Origin of the sequence: Azorhizobium sp. AG788 (assembly GCF_004364705.1) — a bacterium.
Classification (GTDB): domain Bacteria; phylum Pseudomonadota; class Alphaproteobacteria; order Rhizobiales; family Xanthobacteraceae; genus Azorhizobium; species Azorhizobium caulinodans.
Genome location: NZ_SOBM01000005.1, coordinates 565,185 through 590,868 on the forward strand (window position 1 = coordinate 565,185; position 25,684 = coordinate 590,868).

Annotated in this window: 26 protein-coding genes; 10 read left to right on the plus strand and 16 right to left on the minus strand. The window is 67.6% G+C overall.

All coding sequences use genetic code 11. The features are described from left to right. Nucleotides 1-47 precede the first annotated feature (47 nt). The 5 genes from dctA to DFO45_RS15900 all read right to left on the minus strand — a co-directional run bounded on the left by dctA (nt 48) and on the right by DFO45_RS15900 (nt 5,194). Nucleotides 48-1,370, minus strand: coding sequence for a C4-dicarboxylate transporter DctA (gene dctA / locus DFO45_RS15880; RefSeq protein ID WP_133865632.1), 1,323 nt, complete (start codon nt 1,368-1,370; stop codon nt 48-50). Nucleotides 1,371-1,400: 30 nt separating this feature from the next. Then, nucleotides 1,401-2,294, minus strand: coding sequence for an amidohydrolase family protein (locus DFO45_RS15885; RefSeq protein WP_133865633.1), 894 nt, complete (start codon nt 2,292-2,294; stop codon nt 1,401-1,403). Between the two features lie 33 nt (nt 2,295-2,327). Continuing rightward, nucleotides 2,328-3,293, minus strand: coding sequence for an amidohydrolase family protein (locus tag DFO45_RS15890; protein WP_245518135.1), 966 nt, complete (start codon nt 3,291-3,293; stop codon nt 2,328-2,330). A 46-nt stretch (nt 3,294-3,339) separates the two neighbouring features. Continuing rightward, nucleotides 3,340-4,161: an NAD(P)-dependent oxidoreductase gene (locus DFO45_RS15895; protein WP_133865635.1), complete on the minus strand. Its 822-nt coding sequence runs from the start codon at nt 4,159-4,161 to the stop codon at nt 3,340-3,342. 115 nt (nt 4,162-4,276) lie between these two features. Further along, the gene (locus DFO45_RS15900) at nt 4,277-5,194 is read right to left on the minus strand and encodes a LysR family transcriptional regulator (RefSeq protein WP_012171880.1); all 918 of its coding nucleotides are present in this window, start codon (nt 5,192-5,194) and stop codon (nt 4,277-4,279) included. A 178-nt stretch (nt 5,195-5,372) separates the two neighbouring features. On the opposite strand from DFO45_RS15900, the gene DFO45_RS15905 reads away from it, so the two are divergent. From DFO45_RS15905 to DFO45_RS15920, 4 genes are all read left to right on the plus strand, one after another. Beyond that, the gene (locus tag DFO45_RS15905; protein WP_043879523.1) at nt 5,373-6,071 is read left to right on the plus strand and encodes a substrate-binding domain-containing protein; all 699 of its coding nucleotides are present in this window, start codon (nt 5,373-5,375) and stop codon (nt 6,069-6,071) included. A gap of 190 nt (nt 6,072-6,261) precedes the next feature. Then, entirely contained in the window at nt 6,262-7,227 is a 966-nt protein-coding gene (locus DFO45_RS15910) for a glyoxylate/hydroxypyruvate reductase A (RefSeq protein ID WP_133865636.1), read from the plus strand. Nucleotides 7,228-7,601: 374 nt separating this feature from the next. After that, nucleotides 7,602-7,913: a hypothetical protein gene (locus DFO45_RS15915; protein WP_012171883.1), complete on the plus strand. Its 312-nt coding sequence runs from the start codon at nt 7,602-7,604 to the stop codon at nt 7,911-7,913. A 36-nt stretch (nt 7,914-7,949) separates the two neighbouring features. Next, nucleotides 7,950-8,516, plus strand: coding sequence for a hypothetical protein (locus DFO45_RS15920; protein ID WP_133865637.1), 567 nt, complete (start codon nt 7,950-7,952; stop codon nt 8,514-8,516). A 72-nt stretch (nt 8,517-8,588) separates the two neighbouring features. Here the strand turns inward: DFO45_RS15920 and DFO45_RS15925 are convergent, their stop codons facing one another. From DFO45_RS15925 to DFO45_RS15945, 5 genes are all read right to left on the minus strand, one after another. Continuing rightward, nucleotides 8,589-9,680, minus strand: coding sequence for a TRAP transporter substrate-binding protein (locus tag DFO45_RS15925; protein ID WP_012171885.1), 1,092 nt, complete (start codon nt 9,678-9,680; stop codon nt 8,589-8,591). 133 nt (nt 9,681-9,813) lie between these two features. After that, the gene (locus DFO45_RS15930) at nt 9,814-10,950 is read right to left on the minus strand and encodes an Mrp/NBP35 family ATP-binding protein (protein ID WP_133865638.1); all 1,137 of its coding nucleotides are present in this window, start codon (nt 10,948-10,950) and stop codon (nt 9,814-9,816) included. Between the two features lie 83 nt (nt 10,951-11,033). Beyond that, complete coding sequence (locus DFO45_RS15935; protein ID WP_133865639.1) at nt 11,034-11,732, minus strand: uracil-DNA glycosylase family protein; 699 nt, start codon at nt 11,730-11,732, stop codon at nt 11,034-11,036. 58 nt (nt 11,733-11,790) lie between these two features. Beyond that, nucleotides 11,791-12,408, minus strand: coding sequence for a glutathione S-transferase (locus DFO45_RS15940; RefSeq protein WP_133865640.1), 618 nt, complete (start codon nt 12,406-12,408; stop codon nt 11,791-11,793). An 81-nt stretch (nt 12,409-12,489) separates the two neighbouring features. Then, a complete protein-coding gene (locus tag DFO45_RS15945) occupies nt 12,490-14,232 on the minus strand; it encodes a WcbI family polysaccharide biosynthesis putative acetyltransferase (RefSeq protein WP_133865641.1) in 1,743 nt (580 codons plus the stop codon). A gap of 259 nt (nt 14,233-14,491) precedes the next feature. Here DFO45_RS15945 and DFO45_RS15950 point away from each other — a divergent pair, with 259 nt between their 5' ends. From DFO45_RS15950 to DFO45_RS15960, 3 genes are all read left to right on the plus strand, one after another. After that, nucleotides 14,492-16,237, plus strand: a complete 1,746-nt coding sequence (locus DFO45_RS15950) for a fatty acyl-AMP ligase (RefSeq protein ID WP_133865642.1) — start codon at nt 14,492-14,494, stop codon at nt 16,235-16,237. A gap of 23 nt (nt 16,238-16,260) precedes the next feature. Then, on the plus strand, nt 16,261-16,503 hold the full coding sequence (locus tag DFO45_RS15955) for an acyl carrier protein (RefSeq protein ID WP_012171891.1): 243 nt from the start codon (nt 16,261-16,263) through the stop codon (nt 16,501-16,503). A gap of 232 nt (nt 16,504-16,735) precedes the next feature. Next, complete coding sequence (locus DFO45_RS15960) at nt 16,736-17,278, plus strand: hypothetical protein (protein WP_012171892.1); 543 nt, start codon at nt 16,736-16,738, stop codon at nt 17,276-17,278. A gap of 91 nt (nt 17,279-17,369) precedes the next feature. Here the strand turns inward: DFO45_RS15960 and DFO45_RS15965 are convergent, their stop codons facing one another. Beyond that, entirely contained in the window at nt 17,370-17,993 is a 624-nt protein-coding gene (locus tag DFO45_RS15965) for a hypothetical protein (RefSeq protein WP_133865643.1), read from the minus strand. Nucleotides 17,994-18,250: 257 nt separating this feature from the next. Between DFO45_RS15965 and DFO45_RS15970 the strand changes: the two genes are divergently transcribed. Further along, complete coding sequence (locus tag DFO45_RS15970; protein WP_133865644.1) at nt 18,251-19,702, plus strand: MFS transporter; 1,452 nt, start codon at nt 18,251-18,253, stop codon at nt 19,700-19,702. Nucleotides 19,703-19,705: 3 nt separating this feature from the next. Here DFO45_RS15970 and DFO45_RS15975 read toward each other — a convergent pair whose 3' ends face one another. The 4 genes from DFO45_RS15975 to DFO45_RS15990 form a co-directional block, all read right to left on the minus strand. Then, a complete protein-coding gene (locus DFO45_RS15975) occupies nt 19,706-20,428 on the minus strand; it encodes an RlmE family RNA methyltransferase (RefSeq protein WP_208299807.1) in 723 nt (240 codons plus the stop codon). After that, nucleotides 20,425-21,462 carry a Ppx/GppA phosphatase family protein gene (locus DFO45_RS15980; RefSeq protein WP_043879528.1) on the minus strand — a complete coding sequence of 346 codons (1,038 nt, stop codon included), beginning with the start codon at nt 21,460-21,462 and terminating at the stop codon, nt 20,425-20,427. The genes DFO45_RS15975 and DFO45_RS15980 overlap by 4 nt, the downstream gene beginning before the upstream one ends. A 325-nt stretch (nt 21,463-21,787) precedes the next feature. Further along, complete coding sequence (locus DFO45_RS15985; protein WP_012171897.1) at nt 21,788-22,537, minus strand: transaldolase family protein; 750 nt, start codon at nt 22,535-22,537, stop codon at nt 21,788-21,790. Nucleotides 22,538-22,577: 40 nt separating this feature from the next. Beyond that, complete coding sequence (locus DFO45_RS15990; RefSeq protein ID WP_012171898.1) at nt 22,578-23,390, minus strand: chorismate mutase; 813 nt, start codon at nt 23,388-23,390, stop codon at nt 22,578-22,580. 158 nt (nt 23,391-23,548) lie between these two features. On the opposite strand from DFO45_RS15990, the gene DFO45_RS15995 reads away from it, so the two are divergent. Next, nucleotides 23,549-23,899: a hypothetical protein gene (locus DFO45_RS15995; RefSeq protein WP_012171899.1), complete on the plus strand. Its 351-nt coding sequence runs from the start codon at nt 23,549-23,551 to the stop codon at nt 23,897-23,899. A gap of 24 nt (nt 23,900-23,923) precedes the next feature. Here the strand turns inward: DFO45_RS15995 and pncB are convergent, their stop codons facing one another. Beyond that, a complete protein-coding gene (gene pncB / locus DFO45_RS16000; protein WP_133865646.1) occupies nt 23,924-25,216 on the minus strand; it encodes a nicotinate phosphoribosyltransferase in 1,293 nt (430 codons plus the stop codon). A 124-nt stretch (nt 25,217-25,340) separates the two neighbouring features. On the opposite strand from pncB, the gene DFO45_RS24955 reads away from it, so the two are divergent. Continuing rightward, the gene (locus DFO45_RS24955; RefSeq protein WP_043879530.1) at nt 25,341-25,580 is read left to right on the plus strand and encodes a DUF2934 domain-containing protein; all 240 of its coding nucleotides are present in this window, start codon (nt 25,341-25,343) and stop codon (nt 25,578-25,580) included. The last annotated feature ends 104 nt before the right edge of the window (nt 25,581-25,684 follow it).

The following is a 25,684-nucleotide window of genomic DNA, read 5'->3' on the forward strand; positions in this document are numbered from 1 at the left end:
GCCGGACGTCCTGCTGTCGGACAAAGCGTCCGGCAGGACGGCGGGCATCAGCGCGCGGGAGAGGCCGCCTCGACGTCCTCGCCATCGAGCACGCGGCGCAGCCGGTCCTCGTCGAGCGCGTTCTCCCACTTGGCGATGGCGATGGTGGCCACCGCATTGCCGATGAGGTTGGTGGGTGTGAGCCCTTCCGACATGAGCCGGTGGATGCCGAGGATGAGCGCGACACTGGCCACCGGAATGGTGCCGGAGGACGCGAGCGTCGCCGCCAGCACGACGAATGCCGCGCCCGCAATGCCTGCGGCGCCCTTGGAGGTGAGCAGCAGGATCAGAAGCAGGCCGATCTGGTGGCTGATATCCAGAGGCGTGTTGGTGGCCTGCGCCAGGAACACGGCCGCCGTCGCGAGATAGAGGCAGGTACCGTCGAGATTGAACGAATAGCCGGTGGGGATGACGAGACCGACGACGCTTTCATCGCAGCCGGCCTTCTCCATCTTCACCAGCATGCGCGGCAGCACAGTCTCCGACGAGGTGGTGGCGAAGACGATGAGCATCTCCTCGCGGATGTAGCGCAGCAGCTTGAAGAGGCTGAAGCCGCAGAGCCGCGAGACCGCGCCCAGCACCACCACGACGAAGATCAGGCAGGTGACGTAGAAGCAGATGAGGAGGTTGCCGAGCGACAGCAGCGAGGTCGCGCCGAACTTGCCCACCGTGAAGGCGATGGCCCCGAACGCGCCGAGCGGTGCCGCCCACATGACGATGCCCACCACCTGGAACAGCATCTGCGACACGGTCTCGGTGAGATCGATCACCATCTTGCCGCGCGGGCCGATCCAGGTGAGGCCGAAGCCGCACAGCACCGAGAGGAACAGCACCTGCAGCACGTGCCCCTCGGCAAAGGCGCCGAGGAAGGTGTTGGGGATGATGCTCATGAGGAAGGAGATCGTGTCGGTCTTCTCCGTCTGGGCGAGATAGCCCTTGATGGAGGTGGTATCGACCGTGGACAGGTCCACGTTCATGCCGACGCCGGGCTTCCACAGATTGACCATCACCAGCCCGATGATGAGCGCGATGGTGGTGATGATCTCGAAATAGATCAGCGACTTGATCGCAACGCGGCCGACCCGGGCCATGTCCGCCATCTTCGCGATGCCGTGCACCACCGTGCAGAAGATGATGGGCGCGATGAGCATGCGGATGGCCTTGATGAAGGCATCCCCCAGCGGCTGCATCTTGGTGCCGAACTGCGGGTAGAAATGCCCCACGAGGATGCCGATGATCATGGCGGCGATCACCTGCACCCAGAGTTGGGCATACCACGGCCGGGCCTTGGCCGGTGCCTTGACCGGCGTTGCGGCATGCGTGACGGACATTGGGGCGTCTCCCGGTCAGCGCCTGTTGGCTCAGGCGTCGTTGAAATCGAAGAGGCGGGCCGGGTTCTCGACCAGCACCTTGTGCTGGAGCTCCGGCTCGGGGGCGAAGAGCGGGATGAGGTCCACGAGGTCGCCGTCGTTGGGCATCACCTTCACGTTGGGATGCGGCCAGTCGGTGCCCCAGATCACGCGGTCCGGTGCGGTCTCGAGGATCTTGCGCGCGAACGGCACCGCATCATGAAAGGGGGGGCCGGCGGTCGACACTCGCTCGGCGCCGCAGATCTTCACCCAGCACTTCTCGTCGCGCTCCATGAGGTCGATGAGGGTGCGGAAGGGCAACTGGTCGAGGCCCTCGTTCGCCTGCACACGGCCCATGTGATCGATGGTGTAGGGAACCGGCAGGCGGGAAAGCATGTCGGCATATTGCGGCAGGTCGATCGCGTCGAAATGCAGGTCGATGTGCCAGCCGAAGGGGGTGACCATGGCCACGATGCGGTCGAACACCTTCATGTCCGGCACGCCGCCGAGGTGGCGCACGAAATTGAAGCGGCAGCCGCGGAAGCCGCCCTCGTGCAGTTCCTCGATGCCCTTCTCGTCGATGGTGCCGTCGATATTGGCGACCGCCCGGTAGCGCCCGTTGCTCTGGGCGATGGCGTCGAGCGCGACGCGGTTGTCGGTGCCGTGGACGCTGGCATTGACGATGACTGCCCGCTCCACGCCGAGCTTGGCATGGAGGGCCTTGAAGGCAGGCAGAGGCGCATCCGGCGGGGTGTAGGAGCGCTTGGGATCGTAGGGATAGACGTCGCCCGGCCCGAAGATGTGGCAGTGGGTGTCGCAGGAGTGCGGCGGCAGCTTGAAAGCCGGCGTCCGCGTATTCGGATCAGGGCCGGGGATGGACTTGATGGGACCGGTCTGGAGGGTCATGACGCGCCTAGCGGGTGGTTGATTGGGTGATGATCAGGAGGAAAACCCGAACAGCCGCACCGGATTGTCCACGAGCAGCCGGTGCTGCTGGGCCACGTCCGGGGCATAGAGCGGAATGAGATCGACGAGCACGCCGTCGTTCGGCATCACCTTCACGTTCGGGTGGGGCCAGTCCGTGCCCCAGAGGCAGCGGTCGGGCGCTGCGGCGATGAGCGCCTGTGCAAAGGGAACCGCATCATGGAAGGGCGAGCCGGCCACAGACAGGCGCTCGGGACCGGTGATTTTGATCCAACCCTTTTCGTCCGTCCGCATGAGCTCGACGAGTGCCACGAAGGGCTTCTGCTCCAGCCCGCCCGAGGCCTTCACCGTTCCCATGTGGTCGATGACATAGGGCAGCGGCAGCGCGCGCAGGATCGGCACGAACTCCTCGATGATCTCGGGTTCGAGATAGAGGTCCACGTGCCATCCGTAAGCCTTGATCCTGTCGACGATCCTGTGGAACTTCGTCATGTCCGGCCGCCCGCCAAGGCGGCCGAGGAAGGTGAAGCGGCAGCCCTTCATGCCCGCGTCCGTCAGGGCCTGAAGCTCCTTGTCGGTGATGGTATCGTCCACATTGGCGATACCCTTGTAGCGCCCGTTGCTCTGGGCGATGGCATCGGTGATGACCCGGTTGTCGAGACCGTGAACCGTGGCGTTGACGAGCACCGCGCGCTCGATGCCGATCTTGGCGTGCAGCGCCTCGAACATCTCCAGGGGCGCGTCCGGCGGCGTGTAGCTGCGGTTCGCCGCATAGGGATATTTCGAGCCCGGCCCGAAGATGTGGGTGTGGGCATCCACCGCGCCGGCCGGCGCCTTGTAGGACGGCGTCTTCGTGTTCGGATCCGGCGGGAGAATGGTCGGCGCATCGGCACCCGTCCGGTTCTGCGCGCGCGCGAACGACGGCACGGTTGCGGCGGCAGCGGCGCCACCCAGCGTGGCAAGGCAGGCCCTGCGGGACACGCGGTTCATGGTTTCCTCCTGAACGCCCGTTTTGCTGGTCTTATGATCAATGGGCGGGCTTCGCCTTGGCTCCGCGCTGCTGCGCCTCCGCCACCGCACGCACGAGGTCCGGCGCGAAGCCGAGGTCGGCCACCATGTCGGCAGCCTCCCGCATCTCGGCCGCCCGCCTGACGCCGTGGGTGGCCACACGTTCGGCCATGGTGTCGGCGAGCTTGGCGAAATCCATGCCGGGGAAGCTGGCGTCGAGGGAGCCGAACACCTCGTCCGCTACGTCGAAGGCGCGGGCGGCGCGCGCGCAGTCCACGATGAGCGCCTCGATGCCCTTCACCATGATGGAGCGGCACAGCTTCATGGCTGAGGCGCGCCCGTGGGTGAGAGACACCGGCCGGATGTTCATGCCGAACGGCACCAGCGCATCGGCCACGGCCTGCGCCCGCGCCCCACCGCCGAGGATCGGCACGGCCAGGCGGGGTGCGGAAACCGGCGCCATCACGGCACCTTCCACATAATCGGCGCCGGCGCCTTCCACCGCCTTGCCGGCGGCAACCTTGGTGTGGGGTGCGGCCGAATTGATGTCGAAGAGGATCTGGCCCGGCTTCAGATAGCCGCTCGCTTCCTGCGCCACCGCCAGGGCCTGATCGGCCGTGACGGCGGAAATGACGATGTCGGCCCCTTCCGCCGCCTCGGCCGCGCTGGCCGCGGCACGGGCGCCAGCGGCGCGGGCACGCTCCAGGAGAGGCGCAGCACGGTCCGGCTGACCGAACTTGATGTCATAGACCGATATGGCCGGCACGCCCTTCGCCAGAAGATCGCCGGCGAACAGGGTGCCGACTTCGCCATATCCGATGATTGCCAGACGCGGCCCCATCCTTCCGTCCTCTCCCGCAGTGACGCGTGATCGCGCTCTTGGCTGCGACCTTCGCCAGAAGAGGAGGATGAAGCAAATGACAAATTTTCGGCTATTCGTGAATTTTCTGCATCTTCTATGGTGCGGCAACCGGCGCGCTGCGGCGCCCTGCAATCCGCGCGCGTACGAGCTCGAGCAGATCGCGCGCCACGGGTGAAAGCGGCACGCCGCGCTTTGTGAAGACCACCAGCGTGCGGGTGATCGACGGATTACGCAACGTCACAAGCCGCAGCCCCGGGATGGCGGAGCGCTCCATGGCAAACTTGGGGACGATGGTGAGGCCGATGCCCGCCTGCACCATGCTCACTGCCGTCTGGACATGCTGCACCTCATAACGCCAGTTCAGCGCCTCGCGACGGCTGCCCAGCGCGTCATCGATGAGCGCGCGGTTGCCCGCCTGCGGGCTGATGCGGATGAGCGGCACGCCCTCCAGCTCGCCCCAGGAAACTGCGCGCTTGTCGGCGAAGGCATGGCTCTGCGGGCAGAGCAGCAGGAAAGGCTCCTTCCGCAGCGGCGTCATCTCGAGGTCCCACATGGCCGCTGTCACGATGCCGATGCCGAAGGCTGCCGCCCCGGACCGCACGAGCCCCGCGATCTCGGAGGCCGAATTGTCGTAGATCTTCACCGCCACGCCCGGATGTGCCGCCTCGAAATCCAGGAGCACGTGTGGCAGATGGCTCGTGGCGATGGTGGGCAGGCAGCCGAGCGCCACCCGCGTCTCCTGCCCCAGCGCCTTCTCGCGCAGCGCCTCCACTTCCGCCGCCAGCCCCGCAAGCGCCTGTTTGGCTTTGGGCAGCAACGCCTCGCCATCAGGTGTCAGCGTCACCACGCGGGTGGAGCGGATGAGAAGGCGCACGCCAAGGTCGTCCTCCAGCTTCTTCATGCGGTGGGACAGTGCCGTCTGCGAAAGGTTGAGATGGGCCGCCGCACGCAGGAAGGAGCCGCGCTCCGCGATGGCGATGAAGGCCTGCAGGCCCAGGAAATCGATGCGCACGACGCCCTCTTGTTCGCAGCGGACGAGCCTTGCGCGCCCGGCCGCTCAGTTGCCCCTCGGGACAGAAACGCGACAGGCACGCCCTCTTTCCCGCGGGATGATCACGTGTTTAACCTGTCGCCGCGGGCGCACCGGGATCGGCAGCGCCCCCGCGTATCGCTTGCGGAAAGCCCCTACCATGACAATTCAGCTGTCCGGCGTCACCTCCATGGCCGCGCGCCACATTCTCGAAGAGCTCGGCCGGCTCTTCGAGACACAGACAGGCATCAAGATCGCCTTCACCGCCATGGGCGGGGTCGAGGCGGCACGGCGCCTGCGGGAGGGGCTGCCGGTGGATCTCGCCGCCCTCGCCGCTCCCGCTCTCGACAAGCTGGCGCAGGAAGGCCATCTCGTCCCCGGTGCCCGCGTGGACTATGCGCGATCGGACGTCGCTCTGGCCGTGCCGGCCGGCGCGCCGCACCCGCCCATCGACACGGCCGAGGCCGTGCGCGCGGCGATGCTCAAGGCCAAGCGCTTCGCCTATTCCACCGGACCGAGCGGCGATCATGTAAAGGCGCTCTGGGAGCGCTGGGGCATCACACCGGAGATGGCGGTGCGTGGGCTGCAAGCCCCGCCCGGCGTGCCCGTGGCGACATTGCTCGCGCAGGGCGAGGCGGACCTCGGCCTCCAGCAGCTCAGCGAACTGCTCGGCCAGCCGGGCATCGAGATCCTCGGCCCTCTCCCGCCGGACATCGAACTCGTGACCATCTTCGCCGCCGCCACCGGCATCCACTCACAGGCCCCCGAGGCTGCGGCACGCTTCCTTGCCTTCCTCACCAGCGATGAAGCCCAGGAGGCGGTGCGCCGCAGCGGCATGCAACCCATTCCGCAGGCCTGAGGCCGCCCCATCCTGCCTGCGCCCAAAGCCGCTCCGGGGCCTGCCCTGAGAAAAAGCTTGAAACCTCGTGCGCCAGCATGAGAACGGAGGAAAGCGCGACCGGAGCGGCAGGAGTGCCGGGCAACCCGGGACTCCCGTCGCAGGAACGAGATGATCGGGTGCTGATCGCACCCTCGGAGACACAACGACCATGCACGGCAGCCACGCCCCGGCACGCAGGATCATCGCGGTGAAGTCCGGAGGCGAGGCCGCCATCCCGGATTGGCAAGCCTGCTTCGCCGAACTTGCGCCGCACCTCGAGGTGCGCTGGTGGGATGATCCACAGGTGGCGCCGGAGGACGTGGATTATGTGATCGTCTGGCAGCCGGAGCCGGGGCGGCTCGCCGCCTACCCGAACCTGCGCCTCATCCTCTCTAGTGCCGCCGGCACGGACCACATCACGAGCGATCCGTCCTGGCCGCGCCACCTGCCGATCGTGCGGGCGGTGACGCCGGAAGCCTCCCAGCGCATGGCGGAATTCATCGTCATGTCCACGCTCGCCCTGACGCGCGATCTCAAGCGCGCCATCATCGGCCAACACCAGCGCGTGTGGGACAATTTCGAGGTGGACCGCTGCGCGTGGGACATGCGGGTGGGCATCCTCGGCCTCGGCTCCATGGGCGCAGCCTCGGCCCGCATGCTCCGGTCCGTCGGCTTCGGCGTCTCCGGCTGGTCGCGCAGCCAGAAGGCCATCGAGGGCGTCACCTGCCATGCCGGGCGGGAGGGGCTCGACGCCTTCCTGAAGGAGACGGACATCCTCGTCTGCCTGCTGCCCAACACGCCGGAGACCACCGGCCTCATCAATGCGGACCTGCTGGCCAAGCTGCCCGCCGGTGCCGGCCTCATCAATGCCGGTCGCGGCACCCACATGGTGCTGGGCGACGTGCTCTCGGCCCTCGACAGCGGGCAACTGAGCGGCGCCGTGCTCGACGTGTTCGAGGAGGAGCCGCTGCCGACGGACAATCCCGCCTGGACTCATCCGAAGGTCATCGTCACCCCGCACATCGGCTCCATCGCCTCGCGCCGGGCGCGTGCCGCTTTCTACGCCGAGCAGATTCGCCGCTTCGAGGCCGGTGAGCCGATGGACGCGCTCTACGATCCGGTGGCCGGCTACTGAGCCGGCCTGCGGGCAAAGGTCCCCTTTCGCAACAACGCGCCGCGACTGGGCATGCCCGCACCTCCATCTGCCGCCACGGCACTCGACGAAGGATTTCAAAATAGACCGCAAGCAATATTCAAAATATTTCTTTATATTCGTAGCTCGATACCATCCACCCATTATTTTCTTCTTTGAAATCATTGATGCGATCCGGCGGGATTGATAGAGAACAGGCGTCATCTCTGCCCCCGGGAACACACCGGCTTGGGTCCTGCTTGGTTGTCCTGCAATTCAAGCCGTCCCGCTGCCGCGCTCGGCGCAGATGTGACCCGAAGGACACGGCGTCTCGGGCCGGGTTCTCCCTCTGATCGGACGGCGCTCCGGGTGAGGCCATGACGCAACGTTCCGCCGTGCTGCTGCGCTTCATCCTGATGGGGGCGCTTTTCGGCCTCGTGCTCGGCACCTTCCTTGTGCGGGGCGAGGTGCCGCTGAACCGCACCCAGATCATCTGGCAGGTCGCAGGCGCCATGATCGGCGGCGCGGTGGTGATGGGCTTCATCGGCTCTCGACGCATCCGCCGCCTGCCTGCGACGGCCCGCACGCCGCCGCTCTCCGCCGCGCGCCGACGGGCCCTGCTGATCCTGTTGACCATCTGCATCCTTCTGCTGGGGGCGGTAGGCGTGATGATCGCGCGTCTGATGTGACACCCCAACGGCAGCGACGCCACAACGGAGTGTTTCGTGCGTTCTGTTTTCCCTAAAGGCGCGCGGCGGGCTGCCGCCGCGCCGGCCCGTGCCCTGCTGATTGCGCTGCTGCTCGGCGTGATGCTTCCCGCCATCGCCCATGCGCAGGGGGCAGCTGTCGCCGCCGAGGAGGTCGATCCTGCCCTGCAGGGCGGCGCGACCCTGATCCGCCGCGCCGCGCGCCTCTGGGGGCTTGGCCGCAAGGACGACGCCATGTTCTGGTTCTATGCTGGCGAACTGCGTGTGCATGCGGCGCAGGCTGCCCATCATCCGCAGGTCCTCGCCCTGTCACCGCAACTGTCCGGCCAGATGGACACGCTCGGGCAAGCGGTCCGCGAGTACGGGCAGAGCGACGCCTCCCGCCTCATCGCCACCATCGACAGGGTCCTGGCGTGGGACGATGCCAATCCCGATCCCGCCCTGCCGGCGGAGGCCGCGCGTCAGGGCCGGGCCGATCTCCTGGCGCTCCGGGACAAGGCACGGGCGGAGGCCGCACAGACGCGCAGAGGAGGCCCCGCCCGTCTTCCGGACAACCCACCCCCGCGAGTTCCAACGCCCATGTGAAATGCAAACGGCCCGGATGTCGCCATCCGGACCGTCTGTGGTCTGCTTTACCCCGCCCGAGGCGGGAATTGCTCAGCCGCGGGTGCGGGCGCGCACCATGTAGTCGTCATAGGTGTATTCAACGATCTGCCACCACAGGTATTCCTCGTTGCGGAACGCCTTGGCGTGATCGTGCACCTTCTTGAAGTCCGGGTTCTTGGCGCCGATTTCCTCATAGAGTTCCTGGGCCGCCTTGTAGCTGGCATCCATCATCTCATTGGGGAAGCGGCGCAGCTGGGCACCCGCCTTCACCAGCCGCTGCACGGCGGCGGGGTTCTTGGTGTCGTAATTGGCCAGCATGTCGCCATTGGCCTGGGCAGCCGCCGAACGCAGGATGGCCTGGTAGTTCTTGGGCAGCTCGTTCCACTTTTCCTGGTTGTAGAAGAAGGTCAGCGAGGCGCAGCCTTCCCACCAGCCGGGATAATAATAATACTGCGCCACCTTCTGGAGGCCGAGCTTCTCGTCGTCATAGGGGCCGACCCACTCGGCCGCATCGATGGTGCCCTTTTCGAGCGCCGGATAGATGTCGCCGCCAGCGAGCTGCTGCGGGACGACGCCGAGCTTGGCCAGGATCTGGCCAGCGATGCCCGCGATTCGCATCTTCAGACCCTGGAGATCCTGGGTGGTCTTGATCTCCTTGCGGAACCAGCCGCCCATCTGGCCGCCGGTGTTGCCGCCGGGCAGCATGTAGACGCCGTACTTCTTGTAGAACTCGTTCAGCAGCTCAAGGCCGCCGCCGTGGTAGAACCACGCATTGATCTGGCGTGCATTGAGGCCGAACGGGAACGCCGAGCCGAAGGCGAAAGTCGGATCCTTGCCCACGTAGTAATAGGACGCCGTGTGGCACATCTCGACGGTCTTGTTCTGCGTCGCGTCGAGGGCCTGCAGGCCGGGCACGATTTCGCCGGCCGCGAACACCTGGATCTGGAACTTGCCGTCGGTCGCTTCCGCGACCGTCTTGGACATCAGCTCGGCGGCGCCATAGATGGTGTCCAGCGACTTCGGGAAGGACGACGTGCAGCGCCACTTCACCTCGGGCGCGGACTGCGCGATCGCCGGCATGGCCACAGCGGCAGAAGCCGCGACACCGGCACCTGCGGAAGCAAGAAAATCACGACGTTTCATGGATGGCGGCTCCCTGGACATTTTATTGCGTGTCAGAGAACTAAAGGCTCCCTGACCCGAGGTCATCCTCGACTTTCTTCTAATGGCTTTTCCCGGTCTGCGAAATGGGTCTTTTGCAAGCCCCGCCGGCGCCTCACTCGATGACGATGCGCGGGGCCGGGCGGGCGGAGGCGCCGCTGCGGCTGATGGCCGAGCGCACCTGCTGCGCGATGGCGCGATAACCTTCCGCCTGCGGGCTGTCGGGATCGGACACGAGGATCGGCACGCCGGCGTCCGACATCTCGCGGATGCGCATGTGCAGCGGGATCTCGCCGAGGAAGGGCACGCCGAGCTTCTCGGCTTCCGCCCGCGCGCCGCCATGGCCGAAGATGTCGGACCTGCCGCCGCAGTGCGGACAGATGAAGGTGGCCATGTTCTCGACGATGCCGAGGATCGGCACGTTCACGCGCTTGAACATGGCGATGCCGCGCCGGGCGTCGATGAGCGCCAGATCCTGCGGGGTGGAGACAATGACCGCGCCGGCAAGGCCGACCTGCTGGGCCATGGTCAGTTGGGCATCGCCCGTGCCGGGGGGCATGTCCACCACCAGCACGTCGAGCGGTCCCCACTTCACCTCACGCAGCATCTGCGAGATGGCCGACATGACCATCGGCCCGCGCCAGATCATGGGGGTGTCTTCCTCCACCATGAAGCCGATGGACATGAGCTGGAGGCCGAAATTGTCCATGGGCAGCATCATGCGCCCATCCTCCACCTCCGGCTTGCCGTGCACGCCGGCGAGGCGCGGTACGGAGGGGCCGTAGATATCCGCATCCAGCAGGCCGACCTTGAGGCCGAGATCGCGCAGCGCCAGCGCCAGATTGATGGACACGGTGGACTTGCCGACGCCCCCCTTGCCCGAGGCGACCGCGATGATGGAGGCGACGCCGGGGACCTCGATGGCACCGCCCTTCGCCGCGCCATGGCTGTGGCCATGGCCGCCACCGGCCGGCGGCGGGGGGGCGGCCGGGCGGGCGCCCGCCTTGCGTTCGGCGGTGAGCGCCACCAGTGCCGAGGCGACACCCGGAATGGCGCGCACCGCGTCTTCCGCCTCGGCGCGCACGCTTTCCCAGGCGCGGGCCTGCGCCGCATCGACGGTGACGGAGAGATAGACCTTGCCGCTGGTAACCACGATGCCCGAAAGCGCCGGAGAAACGGCCAGCGCCACCCCTTCCGGCGTCCGCACGGAGCCGAGCGCGCTGCGCACCATGTCTTCGGTGATGTCGGCCATTGGTCCTCTCCCAAACGCTTCGGCGCCTCGCGCCACATTTGAAACCTTGTATGCCACGCTCGCGCGCGGAAGAAACCCCACCCTCACCCGGACCGGGCGAGCGCCTGTGCGATATCCGCGCGCAGCTCGGGAAGCAGATCCTGCTCGAACCAGGGATTGCGCTTCAGCCACCCCGTGTTGCGCCAGGAGGGATGGGGCAGCGCATAAACGCGGGGCCGTTCCGCCGCCGCCCGCACCTGCCGCCAGTTCGCCACCGTCTGCGTGAGGCTGTCGCCGATCTGCGCCTCCCGGCCCAGCCGCTTCAGATGATAGAGCTGTGCCGGGCGGCCGATGGCGAGGATGAGATCAAACGCCGGCAGGGCCGCGAACAGGCGGTCATGCCATGTGGCGCGGCATTCCCGCCGGGGCGGCAGGTCGCCGCCATTGGCGTCCTGCCCCGGAAAGCAGAAGCCCATGGGCACGATGGCGATCTGTGCCGTGTCGTAGAACACCGCCCGCGACACGCCCATCCACTGCCGCAGGCGGTCCCCCGAGGCGTCATGGAAGGTGAGCCCGGTCAGGTGCACCTTCGTCCCCGGCGCCTGGCTGGCGATGAGGATGCGGGCGGTGGAGGAGGCGCGGAGCACCGGCCTCGGCTCATGGGGCATCGGCCGGCCCAGCGGAGCCTCGACACATCTGCGGCAGGCGCGGATATCCGCAAGCAGCGCACCGAGCGGCGGATCGACCGCGCCCCGCTCCTCCAGTTCCGCTTCCAGATTCGGCCGCTCAAGCTGGTCCGTCATGCCGTCCCGTTCCTGTCCGGCCCCTCATATGGGGGCCGGACCGGTCTTTGGCACCGGCTCAGGCGCCCGCCTTCGCCGCTGGGCGGGCGGAGACTTCGGCCCGCCAGCGGGCGAGGTTCACCAGTTCCTCGGGCGCGGTGATGCGGGCCACCTTCATGAAGTCGATGGCGACGATGGCGGTGATGTCCGCCACCGTGAAGCGGTCGCCGGCGAGATAGGCCCGGGCGGCCAGTTCGCCATCAAGGAAGGTGAGGAAGTCCAGCACCTTGGCCTTGTTCGCCTCGCCCCATTCCTTCACCTGTGGCACCTCGCGCTCGGCGAGCGCCGGGTGGACATGGCGGAAGGCGAACTGCACCGCCTGCATCAGCTCGATCTCGGCCCGGCGCTGCCACATCTCCACCACCGCGATCTCGCGCGCGTCGCGGCCGAACAGGTTGGGCTCGGGCTGCACGGCCTCGAAATAGCGGCAGATGGCGATGGTCTCGGCCACGGCGGTTCCGTCATCGAGCAGCAGCACCGGCACGGTGCGGCGCGGGCTGATCTTGCGGAAGTCCTCGCTCCAGTGGGCCTTGGCGGCGAGGTCCACCATCTCCACGGGCACCTCGATGCCCTTCTCGGCAAGGAAGAACTGCACGCGGCGGGGATTGGGCGAGCGGGCGGACAGGTACAGAAGCATGGCGTGGCGTCTCCTCGTATTTTGTATGCCGAGAGACCACGGGAGCGGAGGAGGCGTCAAGCGCGGCCGGGCGCAGGACGGTCAGCCGTAATAGCTGATGTACTTGCGGAAATAGTCCTCCCACGTGACCTTCTCGCCGCGCACCAGATAGCGCGCATCCGCACCCGCCCAACGCACGTCGAGCGCCGCCGCCACCTTCGGATGCACGGGGATCTGGAGGCTGCGGAGCGAATCCAGCGGGCCGGAAAACCAGAAGAGCTGCCGCACCCCCAGTTCCTTCGCCAGATACTTCATCAGCATGGAGAGGATGGCACCATTGGGATGGGCGGTGGTGTAGAAGACCCGCTTCCTGCGGAAATTCTCCAGAATGTAGGCCCCCATGCCGGCCGGGAACTTCTCGTCCATGGCCAGCAGGCGCTTCTCCTCGAACGTATGCAGGCGCTTGGGGTCGATCACCCCTTTCACGTCCAGCGTGCGATAGGCATCGAAGCGCGCTTCGGGATCGGGGATCTCCTTGCGCAGACGGGCCAGCAGGCCGTCGAAATAGGTGAACTCGAAGTTGGGATAGTCCTTGTTGCGGGCGAACTTGTCGTCCGGCCCGTTGAAGGCGTCGAACGGCCAGAGCGAGGCAAAGCGCACGCAGGGATAGCGCAGCGTCGGCAGGTCGGCCGGCACGTGCTCCTTCAGCGGATACTGCTCCCACTCCTTGATGTCCTGGATGAGCAGCAGGTCGCATTCCTCGATGTCCCGGCGGCCCTGCTCGTGCAGATTGGGCGGCAGCTCCATGAAATGGTGTTTCACCGAGAACTGCTTCGAGAAGCCAGGATTTTCCCGGAAGGCCCGCGCCACCAAGCTGCCCTGGCAATTGCCGAAGACGAGGATCTTCTTGCGCGTGGTCGCCCCGCGCACCGCCTTGGCGAAGACGCCGGCCGCCGCCCCCGTCCCCGCCGGCAGATGGACGATGTCGAGCGCGTCGAGCTTCAGGGAGGCCTTGCGGAAATGGCGGATGCCAATGTCGATCTTCTGCGGCACGCCGGAATCGAGGCTGGCGTCGGGCGGTACCTCGAACAGGAAGCTGCCCCGTTCCCCCGCCAGTTGCGCGCTGCTGAACACCTCGGTCCCGAGCACCCCGCCATCCCGGGTGCGCACGGAAATCTCCAGCGCCGGCTCGTCCGGCTGCGAAACCGCACCGACGCGCGCCGCCACCTCCAGCCGGTGCAGTCCGGCGGGCAGGAAGAGCGGCGACCAGGAGCGCCAGAACTTGAGCGCGGAGACTGAAACGGGCGACAGCCCGACCGGTCCGGAGGCGGGCACGAGCCGCAGGCGCCCCAGCATGCGCCAGCGCATGGGCGGGGCGGCGGCGGTTTCCGCTTCGCTCGCCGTGCGCAGCGTCAGGCCGGTGATGGTGAAGCGCGAGGTGCCGAACCCGGTGAAGCGGAATTCGAACGGCGCGTCCGCCCCGCTCTCCATGGAGAGGGCGTGGGGCACCTCGAAAAAGAGCGAGCGGTCCCCGGCGCACAGTTCCTCATGGGTGAAGTCCCGCCATGCCCGCAGCATCCGGTTCTGCGCGATCACCTCCACGCCCAGCATGGGGTGACCCTTCTGCACGGGGGCGGAGAACTCGCCGTCGAAGCTCAGGCAATACCGCCCCTCCGGCAGCCGGAGGAAGGGGCCGTACATGAACAGGCGTACCGGTAGAACCAGGTCTTGCGCGACCCCGCCATCGGCGAGACGGCGACCTGGCAAACGCACTTCCATGGTGGAGAGGATGTCGCGTGCCTGCGAAAAATCCGGCGCCACGCGCGCCGCGTCGTCAACCACCATCACGTCCGTCCCACCACCCCTGCCGGGCCATGTTTGATACGCTCATCGCCAATGGTCTAGGATAAACCAATGACGCAACGGTGGGACAGACGTTGAAAACGGCATCGGGTTTCCTACGCGACACGGCGTTCCGCCGTCATCTGCGCCCGTTCGGACCTCACGATGCCGGTTCGCGGCACCAGCGGAAGCTTGACACCATGCGTTCCCCGTCCTCTCTCGCCGCGCTGGCACCGATGGCCGGCGGTTTCAGATCCGAATCATGAGCTCCTTCTCCTCGCTGGTGGACATGCTGCGCCATCAGGCCCAGCACACGCCCGACAAGCGCGCCCTCGTCTTCTCTTCCGGCAAGCCGGAGATCGAGCCGGAACTGAGCTTCGCAGGCCTCTACGCGCAGGCCGCGACCCTGGCGCGGCAGATCGCGGATCAGACGCAGCCCGGCGACCGGGCGCTGCTCGTCTTCCCGTCCGGGCTTGAGTTCGTCGTCTCCTATTTCGCCTGCCTCATGGCGGGCGTGGTGGCGGTGCCGCTCATGCCGCCCCGGCGCAACGCCAATCAGGATTCCAGCGCCGCCATCATCGCCGACTGCGCCCCCGTGCTCGCGCTCAGCCCGGCGGGCGAGGCGGAAGACCCGCGCGGCACGCTGCGCCAGCGCCTCGCGGACGGCAATGTCCGCCATATGCCGGTGGCACTGGTGGACGGCGCGTCCGATGATCTGCCCGCTCGCACCATCGCCCAGCAGGATCTGGCCTTCCTGCAATATACGTCCGGCTCCACGTCCACCCCCAAGGGCGTGATGGTGAGCCACGCCAACCTGCTGGCAAATCTGGAAATGATGCGCCAGCGCTTCGGCAATCACGCGGGTTCGACCCATGTGAGCTGGATCCCGCTCTATCACGACCTCGGGCTGATCCTGAACCTGCTGGAGCCGCTCTATGTGGGCGCGACCTGTGTGCTCATGACGCCGTCGGGCTTCATGCACAGGCCGCTGAACTGGCTGCGCAACATCGCGCGCTTCGAGGCCGAGGTCGCCGCCGCGCCCAACTTTGCCTACCACCTCTGCGTGGACCGCTTCCGGGCAGACCAGATGGAGGGCGTGGACCTCAGCCGCTGGACGCTGGCGGTGAATGGCGCCGAGCCGGTACGCGCCGTGACGATGGCGCGCTTTGCCGAGACCTTCGCCCTTTACGGCTTCAACGCCCGCACGCTTCACCCCACCTACGGGCTGGCGGAAGCAACCCTCGTCGTGAGTTCCGCCCCGCGGGGCAGCGGGGTAACGGTGCGCGAGGTGAGCGCCGAAGGGCTGAAGGACCGTCGCATCGCGCCGCCGAAGGACGCGGAAGACCGCCAGCCCATCGTAGGCTGCGGCCTCACCATGCCGGGCCAGAGCATCGCCATCGTCGATCCGCAGACCCGCCGCCGCGCCGAGCCCGGTGCCATCGGCGAGATCTGGGTGCATGGGGCGAGCGTCGCCGGCGGCTACTGGAACCGGCCGGAGGAGAGCGAGGCGACCTTCCGGGCGCACATCGAGGACGAGCCCGACGCCGGCCCCTTCCTGCGCACCGGCGACCTCGGACATCTGGATGGGGATGGCGAACTCTTCATCGCCGGCCGCATCAAGGACGTCATCATCATCCGCGGCGTGAACCATTATCCGCAGGACATCGAGGGCACGGTGGCGGATGCCCACCCCACCCTGCGCCGGGACTATGGCGCGGTGTTCTGCGTCACCGGCGAGGACGGCACCGAGCAGGTGGTGCTCGTGCAGGAGGTGGAACGCACCAAGCGCCATGCCATCGACGAGACGGAAGTCTTCGCCGCGATCCGGGCGGCGGTGGTCAACAATCACGAGGTGAACGTGGCGAAGATCGTGCTGATCCGCCCCGGCACCATCCCCAAGACCACCAGCGGCAAGATCCAGCGCAGCCGCACCCGCCAGCAGTGGCTGGACGGCACGCTGGAGGTGTGGGATCCCCGCGCACCGGAATCGGCGGCCGAAGCCGTCTGACACTTTCGAACAGAGCCCGCATCATGCCCAGCCCCAGCGACATCCTCAGCCATTGCCGCGAGCGCCTCGCGGCCATCGTGGAGACGGACGCCTCAGCCATCGCGGATGACGCCAGCTTCGCCAGCCTCGGGCTTGATTCGGCCATGGCCGTGCATTTCGTGCTGGAAATCGAGGAATGGCTCGGCATCGAACTTTATCCTTCGGTGACCGAAGACTATCCGACCCTCCAGACCTTCAGCGCCTATGCTGCGAGCCTCAAGGCGTGAACAATCGAGCGCCTGCCACGTTCCTGCCCATGTCCTGAAGGCTTTTGTCCCACCCTTGCGTTGGGGCGCGGCGTGAAGATTCGCCAGTTTCCGCAGATCCGGCACCGGCTTTTCATGGCCTGCCGATGGATACGCTTTGTTTGGAGACTGTCCGTTACACTGCGACCCGCCATTGCCTGAACCCCTCGTGTTGCCGCCTTTTCGAGAGGCCGGAACCGGACGGAGCCAATACATGGAAAGTGCCCGCGTTCATCTCTACCAGTTCGCCTCGGGAGGCCATTGGGCGCCCGGCGACAGCGTGGAGGCCTATCTGCGGCAGCTCATGGAAATCGACATGGGCCTCACCCCCCGTGCGGACCGCATCGCTGCCCTGACGGTGTTCCTCGACGAGGCCTTCCAGCTCGCCCATTCCATCGGCTGGACCGGTGCGGTGCGCGAGGCCCCGCAGATGTTCGCCCTGCCGGGCCTGCCGGCGGACGAGCAGATCTACATGGTGGCCTGGGAGCAGGAAGACGGCATCGCCTTTGCGGCCGCCCCCTATCCGCTGCCGTGGCTCGAGGCCAAGGCCACCCGCTTCACCGACAGCACCCGCGCCGTTCCGGCCCGCGAGGAGCGCGCCCCCGGCCCTTTTGAGCCCGCTCCTCGCGCCCCGGCTCCGCGCGAGGAGGAAGCCGATCCGTTTGCCGAGTTCGCCCGCCGCGGCGAGGAAGCCGCACGCCTCGCCCGCGAGGCGGCGGAGGAAGACCGCCCGGCATCCGGCCGCCGCTTCTTCTGACAGCTGAAACAGAAAACCCCTCGGAGCGGCAGTCTCCGAGGGGGCCGTTGCGGGCGACGCATTGCAGGCCCCGCCCGTTCCAGTCTGAAGCCTACCGGCCCATCGCGGCCAATCCGCCGCGGCTGCCTGCCATCGCGCGTTCCATGCCGCGCGCCGGGACGAGGCGCAGATGCGCCCGCTTGCGGGCCGCCAGCCAAAGTCCGCCGCGTCCGTCCGACGCCAGTTCATCCGCCACGAAGCCGGATGCGGTGAGCCGGCCATAGAGATGCGGCACCGAGATGTGGCGCGCGTTGTCGAACGCCGCGAGCAGCCAGCCGCCGTCCTTCAGTGCGAAGCGCGCACGGGCCAGCAGGCGGTCCATCTCCTCGCCCTTCGGCATCTGCGAGACGATGAGGGCCTCGGCGATGCCGTGGGCGACGCAGTCGAGATTGCGCGGGGCACAGCCGACATTGGTGAAGCCGCCCCGCCACATCAGCAGGGCCAGAGACAGGGCATCGCCGCCCAGCACGAGCACATGGTCGTGGGCATCGACCCGATCGCGCTGCGTCAGCAGACGGCCGAGACCGGGCAGGGCAGCGAGGGCGGGAGCGAGATCCGCACAGATCGCGTCAATCTGTGCGGTGAATCGCCCTCCCTCTCTTGAATCCGTCTCTAGGGGAGGTTCGGTGACGGGCGCTTCGACGTCGGCCACCGAAAGATCATGGGCAAGGGGCATCTCGCCTCCGGAAAAAGCGGCCGGCCCGAAGGCTCGACCTGACGCCCCGAAGATCGGTCCCATCCGCCTAAAGGCGCCATCCGGAAGCCGCGGCCGCCCGGTAAAGCCCCCGTAAGGACCGCTGCGGAGAATGCCCCGCGCGCCCCTGTTGTCTTTTTGAACGTCCGAACCTTGCGCCACGGGCTGGAGGAACCGCGGCCAGGAGGCTAGATGAGGGACGCGCCTTCCCCGCCGCACCGTGCCCTTCCGGAGCGCACATGCTCGCATCTGCCCTGCCCCGCCATATCCTCGTTCCGCTCATCGTGGCGTGCGCATTGTTCATGGAGCAGGTGGATTCCACCGTCATCTCGACATCTCTGCCCGCCATTGCCGCCTCGCTGCACGATGATCCGGTGGCGCTGAAGCTGGCGCTCACCTCCTATCTGCTGAGCCTCGCGGTCTTCATTCCCGCGTCGGGCTGGTGTGCGGACCGATTCGGCGCACGCACCGTGTTCCGCTCGGCCATTGTCATCTTCACGCTGGGCTCGATCCTCTGCGGGCTCTCCACCAGCCTTCTGGATTTCGTGATCTACCGCATCATCCAGGGCATGGGCGGGGCGATGATGGTGCCGGTGGGCCGCCTCGTGATCCTGCGGTCGGTGCCGAAGTCCGAGATCGTCTCGGCGCTCGCCTGGCTGACCATTCCGGCGCTGCTCGGGCCCGTGATGGGTCCGCCGCTGGGCGGCTTCATCACCACCTATTTCGACTGGCGGCTCATCTTCTTCATCAACGTGCCCATCGGCATTCTCGGCATCATCCTCGCCACGCGCTTCATCGAGAACGTGCGCGAGGAGGACGTGCCGCCGCTGGACCTGCACGGCCTCGTGCTCTCCGGCATCGGCCTCTCCGGACTCGTCTTCGGCCTCGCCGTGCTGGGCCAGCACCTCGTGCCCTATTGGGCGGCAGTGGGCGTCACCGCCATCGGCATCGTGGCCCTCGGCTTTTATGTCCGCCACGCCCGGCGCACGCCCCATGCGGTGCTGGACCTCTCGCTGCTGCGCATTCCGACCTTCCGCGCCGGCGTGGTCGGCGGCTCGCTGTTCCGCATCGGCGTGGGCGCCCTGCCCTTCGCTCTGCCGCTGATGCTGCAACTGACCTTCGGGCTGTCCCCCTTCGCCTCCGGCATGCTCACCTTCGCCTCATCCGCCGGCGCTCTGGTGATGAAGACGACGGCGCGGCCGATCCTGCGGCGCTTCGGCTTCTGGCGGGTGCTGGTGGTGAACGCCCTGATCTCCTCGGCCTTCATCGGCGCCAATGCGCTGTTCACGCCGGAAACGCCCCACGCCGCCATCGTCGCGGTGCTGCTGATGGGCGGCTTCTTCCGCTCGCTGGAGTTCACCGCCATCAACGCATTGTCCTACGCGGACGTCTCCCAGCCGGAGATGAGCCGCGCCACCTCCTTCGTCAGCGTGGCGCAGCAGGTGTCGCTGTCTCTGGGCGTGGCGCTGGTGGGCATGGTGCTGGAGGCGATGCGCAGCGCACGGGGCGAGACGGCACTGCAACTGGCCGACTTCACCCCCGCCTTCCTGATCGTCGCAGGGGTAAGCGCGCTTGCCGTCTTCAGCTTCATGAGCCTACCGAAGGATGCGGGCGCGGAACTCTCCGGCCACAAGGAAAAGCCGAGCACGCTGCCCGATCCCCGCGGCGAGGTGAACACCGCGGGCTCGTAAGGTTCAGGCCTCGTCCGTCTCGTGTTCCGCCCGGTCGGCGCTGCCGCGAAAACCGGTCGCGACGAGATAGAGCTCGGCCGAATCCGCACGGCTCGCCGCCGGCTTCAGGTGGCGCACCTGCGCATAGTCGCGCTTCAGGTCGGCCAGCAGCGTGCCCTCGGTGCCGCCCTGGAACACCTTCGCGATGAAGGCCCCGCCCGGCGCCAGAACCTGCCGGGCGAAATCCGCCGCCAGTTCCACGAGGGCGATGATCTTGAGGTGATCGGTCTTCTTGTGGCCGGTGGTGTTGGCCGCCATGTCCGACATCACGAGGTCCGCCTTGCCGTCCAGCATGGCGAACAGCCGCTCGGGGGCGGTGGGATCGAGGAAGTCCATCTGGGCGAACATGACGCCCGTCACCGCATCCATCTCCAGAAGGTCGATGGCGACGATCTTGCCCTGCCCTTCCGCCGCGCCGATCTTCTTGGCCGCCACCTGGCTCCAGCCGCCGGGGGCGGCGCCAAGGTCCACGATGCGCATGCCCCGCTTCAGGACGTGGAGCTTTTCGTCCATCTCGATCAGCTTGAAGGCGGCACGCGAGCGCCAGCCCTCGCGCTTGGCGCGGGCCACATAGGGATCGTTGAGCTGGCGCTGGAGCCACTTCTGGGACGAGGACGAGCGGGTGCGTGCCGACTTCACACGCACCTTGAGGGGGCGGGCGTCGGGACCGCGGGGGGAGGAACTCAAGTACAGGACTCCGAATAGCTGGGCTGCGCGCGATGCCGCTTCCATACACCATCGGCGCGCATGAGCTGCACCAGCATGCCTTCGCGCAGGCCACGGTCGGCCACGCGCAGGCGCTCGGCGGGGAAAGTCTCGCGGACCGCCTCCATGATGGCGCAGCCGGCCAGAACGAGGTCCGCCCGCTGGGCGCCGATGCAGGGATTGGACACCCGCTCCTCGAACGACATCCCCATGAGGCGGTCCACCACCTCGCAGATGTCGTCCGCATAAAGCCAGGCACCGTCCACACGGGTGCGGTCGTAGCGGTCGAGGCCGAGGTGGATGCCGGCGACGGTGGTCACGGTGCCGGAGGTGCCGAGCAGATGCATCCGGCCCGGCTGACGCAGGCCCCAGCTCTGGCGCACGCCTTCCAGCATGTCCACCACTTCGGCCACCATGCGGTGGAAGAGATCGCAGGACACCTTAACCCCACCGTGCCGCTCGGCGAGCGACACGACGCCCACCGGCAGCGAGGCCCAGGAGCGGATGCGGGCACGCGGCGGACCATCGTCGCCCGCCGCCCGGCGGCCGAGCCACACCACTTCCGTGGAGCCGCCGCCGATGTCGAACAGGATGGCGCCGTCGCAATTGGGATCGACGAGGGGCGCGCAGCCGGCGGCAGCGAGGCCCGCCTCGGTGCGGCGGTCGACCACTTCCAGCACGAGGCCGGTGCGGTCTTCCACCACCGAGCAGAACTCATCGCCATTCGCCGCAGCGCGGCAGGCTTCGGTGGCAATGACGCGCATGCGCTTCACGCCCCGTGCCTGGATCTTGCCCGCGCAGACCTCGAGCGCACCCACCGCACGACCCATGGCCGCCGCGCTCAGCCGTCCGCTGGCGCCGAGGCCTTCGCCGAGGCGGACGATGCGCGAGAAGGCATCGACCACGCGGAAGTTGCGGGCCGTGGGCCGGGCCACGAGCAAACGGCAGTTGTTGGTGCCAAGGTCCAGCGCGGCATAGAGGTTGTCGCTGCCGGGATAGCCGAACCGCGTGCCCATGGGCACGGGTTCCGCGCAAGGGGCGGCGCTCCCGGCGCCGCCGCAGTCAACCTCGTCCCGCGCCGCGATGGACGGCCCGAGATCGGGGCAGCCGCTTTCCGGCTCACCGCCAACGGACAGCGCGCGGTCTCCGCACGCTTTGTCCGGTGAGGGCCGGTGCGTCTCGTCCCTCATCTCAATCCCCTCGCAGGGAGCTGCAGACCTGCCGCATGCTCACCCGCCTTCGATATCAGTTAAGGGGAGTGTAACACCGGAAAAGGGACGTGCAATCCGGCAAAGCCGCAGGACTGAACCGCGCCGGTAGCAGCAATGCCGGCCTTTCGCCTCATTCGGCCGCCGCGCGCCCGGTCACGTCCAGCGTCAGCCCTGCCGCAAGGGCATCCGTGCGAAAGGCTTTCACCGCATCGAGCGACAGTTCGTCGGCGGTCCGGCTGCCGAGGGCGGGCAGCTTCTTCAGCACGTCCGCCGGAGCGGTGATGATGTGGACGCCGAGCCGGTCCGCTTCGATGACGTTCCAGACCTCGCGGGTGGAGGCCCAGATGACCTCGACGTTCGGCGTGGCGCGGGAGAGGGCCACTGCCTTGGTGATGGCGGGCAGGTAGTCGATGCCGAGATCGGCGAGCCGGCCGGCGAAGACAGAGATGATGGACGGCGCGCCGCCCGCGAGCGCCGCGACGCCCTCCTCCACCTGCCGCTCGGAGAAGACGGCGGTGAGGTTCACCTTCACGCCGTCCTGCACCAGATCACGCACCATGGGGAGCAGCGATTCGCCCTTGGTGTTGGTGATGGGCAGCTTCACATGCACATGCGCGCCCCAGGTGGCGATCACCGCCGCCTGCGCACGGATTTCCGGCAGTTCGTCCGAGAACACCTCGAAGGAGATGTGACGGTCCGGCACGGCGGCGACGAGATCGCGGGCATAGGCCTCGTAATCCGTGACACCCGCCTTGCGCAGCAGCGACGGGTTCGTGGTGAAGCCCGCGATATGGGGCTGCTTGGCCATCTCCACGATCTGCGCCTTCTCGGCGCCATCGGTGAACAGCTTCACCTTCAGATCGGCCAGGGTCACGGACATCCTCTTTCCTCCAGACGCGACACGTCTCGTTGTGCCCAGCCTACTTCGGCGCGGGCGTCTTGTCCGTCCCGCCGATCACCAGCGGGCGGGCATGGATGCCGATGGGCTCGGCATTGGTCGGCAGCGGCGCGCCCTTGGCGAAGGCCCAGAGCTTGAAGCCGCCATCCGCCGCCAGCTGCTGCGCGCCATCGGGCGCCACATCCGCCGGCAGACGGACCAGCGTAACGTCGTCTCCTGACGGATCGATGTCCTGCCGCGCCACGATATAGGCGGCGGGCGCCTTTTCGGAAGGCGCGACGAAGGGCACGGCGGCGACGACATGCATCCCCTCCGGCAGGCGGTTCCACCAGGGACCGTCGAGGCGCACCACCGCCACGTCGGCGCGATGCTCGCTCACCGCGGCGATGGCGGCATCGGCGGAGGCGAGCCGCTGGCGCGGCATCTGCGCGCCGAAATAATCCTGCGCCAGCAGTTCGGTCGCGCCGTCGCCCGCATCAGCCACCGCGACGGAGAAATCCGCCTTCTGCTGGAGGATGGAGCCGGCAATGACGGCGGTCCACACCCGCGCGATGGTGGCGGGCTTCTGCCGGCCCTGCACGGCCGCAAGTTTGCGGATGAGCGCCGCCTGCCGGCCGGGCCGGAACACCACGGCATTGGCCCCCGCCTTGCCGCGGCCCACCTCGTCCACGATGGCGGCGCGGGCATTCAGCAGTGCCAGGATCTCGCCATCGACGCGGTCGATCTCGGTCCGCAGCACATCAAGCGGTCGCGGCGGCGGCGCGTCCTGCGCCTGCAGCGGGCCGGCGGCGAGCAGCGCCAGAAGGGCGCTCATTGCTAGGATGGGCTTTCGCATCTCTCTCCCTCACCGGGGCACCGTCCTCGCATCAACCGATTAACAGGACGTTCACCACGCCGGCTGAAACGCCGGGGCGGTGTCCGTTACGGCAAGAATGCGGAAAGCCTGAGCCCCCAATTTCCCCTTGAACGAAGAAAGTCCCCTGGCGAGGCGGAATGATGTCACAGCTGATCGAGCGGATGGCGCGAGCAGCCCATGCCCATGCCCAGACCTGCTTCCCGCTGCTGGAAGCCTGGGAAAACCTGCCGCCGGAGCGCCGCGCGCACCAGCGCCAGCTCATGGCTCATGCGCTGGCCTCCCTCAGCCCAAGCGATATCCGGGAACTGGCGGGCACGTCCGCCGACCTCACCGTTCTACCCACGCGGCCGAGCGAGTGGGTGCTCGCCGAGCTTCAGGAAGCCGCCCTCAATGACGACGGTTCGCGCGCCGACGCCCGGCGGCGCTACCGCTCGCTCATCGCCACGGCGACCATCCCCTCGGCCGAGACCTTCCAGGGCGGCGCCTGAGCGGCGCGACGGCAGCGGGTCGGCTTACACCACCACCCGCCGCTCGGCCTGCGCGCCCACCTCGAACACCCGCCGGTAGCGGGCAATCTGGTCCGGCGGCCCCATGGCCTTGGTGGGATTGTCGGAGAGCTTCACCGCCGGGCGGCCATTGGCCGAGATCACCTTGCAGACGATGGAAATGGGGTCGAGAACCCCATTGGGCGCCAGGCCCCGGAAGTCGTTCGTCAGCAGCGTCCCCCAGCCGAAACCGAGCCGCATCCGCCCCTTGAACCGGGCATGGATGCGGGCCACCTCGTCCGCATCGAGCCCGTCCGAGAAGATGGCCAGCTTTTCCTGCGGATTCTGCCCGCGCGCCGTCCACCAGGCGATGGCTTCCTCGCCCCCTTCCAGCGGATCCTTGCTGTCGATGCGGATGCCGGTCCAGCCCGCCACCCAGTCCGGCGCATGGGCGAGGAAGCCCGTGCTGCCATAGGTGTCCGGCAGGATGATGCGCAGGTTGCCGTCATATTCCTGCTGCCAGTCGGCAAGCACCTCATAGGGCGCGGCGGCCAGCGCCGCATCGTCCTGCGCGAGCGCCGCATAGACCATGGGAAGCTCGTGGGCGTTGGTGCCGGTCGCCTCAACCTCGCGGCGCATGGCGATGAGGCAGTTCGAGGTGCCGAGGAAGGTGGGGCCAAGCCCCTCGCTCAGCGCCTGCACGCACCAGTCCTGCCACAGGAAGCCGTGGCGGCGCCGGGTGCCGAAATCCGCGAGATTGACCGGGCCGAGGCTTTTCAGGAACTCGATCTTCTCCCACACCCGCGTCATGGCCCGGGCATAGAGCACCTGAAGCTCGAAGCGTCCGAGCCCCTTCAGCACCGCCCGCGAGCGCAATTCGTTGATGACGGCGAGGGCCGGAACCTCCCACATGGTGGTCTCGATCCACGGTCCCTCGAAGATCAGCTCATACTGCCCGTCGCGCTTTTCCAGATGGTAGGCGGGGAATCGGAAGTTCTCCAGCCAAGCCAGATAGTCCGGCGCGAACATCTGCCGCTTGCCGTAGAACATGTTGCCGCGCAGCCAGGTGGATTCGCCCCGCGACAGGGAGAGCGAGCGCACATGATCCAGCTGCTCGCGCAGCGCACCTTCGTCGATGATCTCGGCCAGGCGCACGCGGCTGGTGCGGTTGTGGATGCCGAAGGCCACCTCCACGTCCCGGTGCCGCCGGAAGATCATCTGCCCCATGAGCAGCTTGTAGAAATCCGTGTCGAGGACCGAACGGACGATGGGGTCGATCTTCCACGTGTGATTATAGACGCGGGTGGCGATGTCGGTCATGGCGGCCCTCGGGATGCGCCTTCAGCCTCCTATACCATTCGCGGCCCCATGGGGAGTTCCCCGCGCCGGAACCCGCCCGTTCCCCGTTCCGTTGTCCTTGCAGCGCAACGGGATGAGGCAGGCCATGGGACGCATCGACGAGCGCATCCGCGCGCGGGCGCAACGCATCTGGGAAGAGGAAGGCCGCCCTTCGGACAAGGCGGACATGCATTGGGAACGCGCCAAGCAGATCGTCGCCATGGAGGAAAGCGACCGTCTCGCCGCGAGCCCCTGCCCTCAGGCTGACGGGACGGAGACCCCGCGGACCCGCGCCACAACGGACGCGGCCGGAGGCGGCCCGTCCAAGGACGCCCGCTCGACGTGATCGGGCGGCCCAACAAAAAACCACGCCCCCTTGCGGGAGCGTGGTCGAAGGGCGCCGGCAGTTACGCGCCGGCCAGTGTGGAAAATACCCACCACACCTGTTCC

Excerpts from the sequence above, each read along its gene's own strand:
- DFO45_RS15985 (WP_012171897.1), bottom strand. The coding sequence starts at position 22,537 with ATGTCCGTGACCCTGGCCGATCTGAAGGTGAAGCTGTTCACCGATGGC.
- DFO45_RS15925 (WP_012171885.1), bottom strand. The coding sequence starts at position 9,680 with ATGAAACGTCGTGATTTTCTTGCTTCCGCAGGTGCCGGTGTCGCGGCT.
- DFO45_RS15955 (WP_012171891.1), top strand. The coding sequence starts at position 16,261 with ATGCCCAGCCCCAGCGACATCCTCAGCCATTGCCGCGAGCGCCTCGCG.
- DFO45_RS15995 (WP_012171899.1), top strand. The coding sequence starts at position 23,549 with ATGATGTCACAGCTGATCGAGCGGATGGCGCGAGCAGCCCATGCCCAT.
- DFO45_RS15915 (WP_012171883.1), top strand. The coding sequence starts at position 7,602 with ATGACGCAACGTTCCGCCGTGCTGCTGCGCTTCATCCTGATGGGGGCG.
- dctA (WP_133865632.1), bottom strand. The coding sequence starts at position 1,370 with ATGTCCGTCACGCATGCCGCAACGCCGGTCAAGGCACCGGCCAAGGCC.
- DFO45_RS15945 (WP_133865641.1), bottom strand. The coding sequence starts at position 14,232 with ATGGTGGTTGACGACGCGGCGCGCGTGGCGCCGGATTTTTCGCAGGCA.
- DFO45_RS15980 (WP_043879528.1), bottom strand. The coding sequence starts at position 21,462 with ATGGGCACGCGGTTCGGCTATCCCGGCAGCGACAACCTCTATGCCGCG.
- DFO45_RS15910 (WP_133865636.1), top strand. The coding sequence starts at position 6,262 with ATGCACGGCAGCCACGCCCCGGCACGCAGGATCATCGCGGTGAAGTCC.
- DFO45_RS15940 (WP_133865640.1), bottom strand. The coding sequence starts at position 12,408 with ATGCTTCTGTACCTGTCCGCCCGCTCGCCCAATCCCCGCCGCGTGCAG.
- DFO45_RS15885 (WP_133865633.1), bottom strand. The coding sequence starts at position 2,294 with ATGACCCTCCAGACCGGTCCCATCAAGTCCATCCCCGGCCCTGATCCG.
- pncB (WP_133865646.1), bottom strand. The coding sequence starts at position 25,216 with ATGACCGACATCGCCACCCGCGTCTATAATCACACGTGGAAGATCGAC.
- DFO45_RS15960 (WP_012171892.1), top strand. The coding sequence starts at position 16,736 with ATGGAAAGTGCCCGCGTTCATCTCTACCAGTTCGCCTCGGGAGGCCAT.
- DFO45_RS15970 (WP_133865644.1), top strand. The coding sequence starts at position 18,251 with ATGCTCGCATCTGCCCTGCCCCGCCATATCCTCGTTCCGCTCATCGTG.
- DFO45_RS15990 (WP_012171898.1), bottom strand. The coding sequence starts at position 23,390 with ATGCGAAAGCCCATCCTAGCAATGAGCGCCCTTCTGGCGCTGCTCGCC.
- DFO45_RS15965 (WP_133865643.1), bottom strand. The coding sequence starts at position 17,993 with ATGCCCCTTGCCCATGATCTTTCGGTGGCCGACGTCGAAGCGCCCGTC.
- DFO45_RS24955 (WP_043879530.1), top strand. The coding sequence starts at position 25,341 with ATGGGACGCATCGACGAGCGCATCCGCGCGCGGGCGCAACGCATCTGG.
- DFO45_RS15950 (WP_133865642.1), top strand. The coding sequence starts at position 14,492 with ATGAGCTCCTTCTCCTCGCTGGTGGACATGCTGCGCCATCAGGCCCAG.
- DFO45_RS15895 (WP_133865635.1), bottom strand. The coding sequence starts at position 4,161 with ATGGGGCCGCGTCTGGCAATCATCGGATATGGCGAAGTCGGCACCCTG.
- DFO45_RS15935 (WP_133865639.1), bottom strand. The coding sequence starts at position 11,732 with ATGACGGACCAGCTTGAGCGGCCGAATCTGGAAGCGGAACTGGAGGAG.
- DFO45_RS15905 (WP_043879523.1), top strand. The coding sequence starts at position 5,373 with ATGACAATTCAGCTGTCCGGCGTCACCTCCATGGCCGCGCGCCACATT.
- DFO45_RS15930 (WP_133865638.1), bottom strand. The coding sequence starts at position 10,950 with ATGGCCGACATCACCGAAGACATGGTGCGCAGCGCGCTCGGCTCCGTG.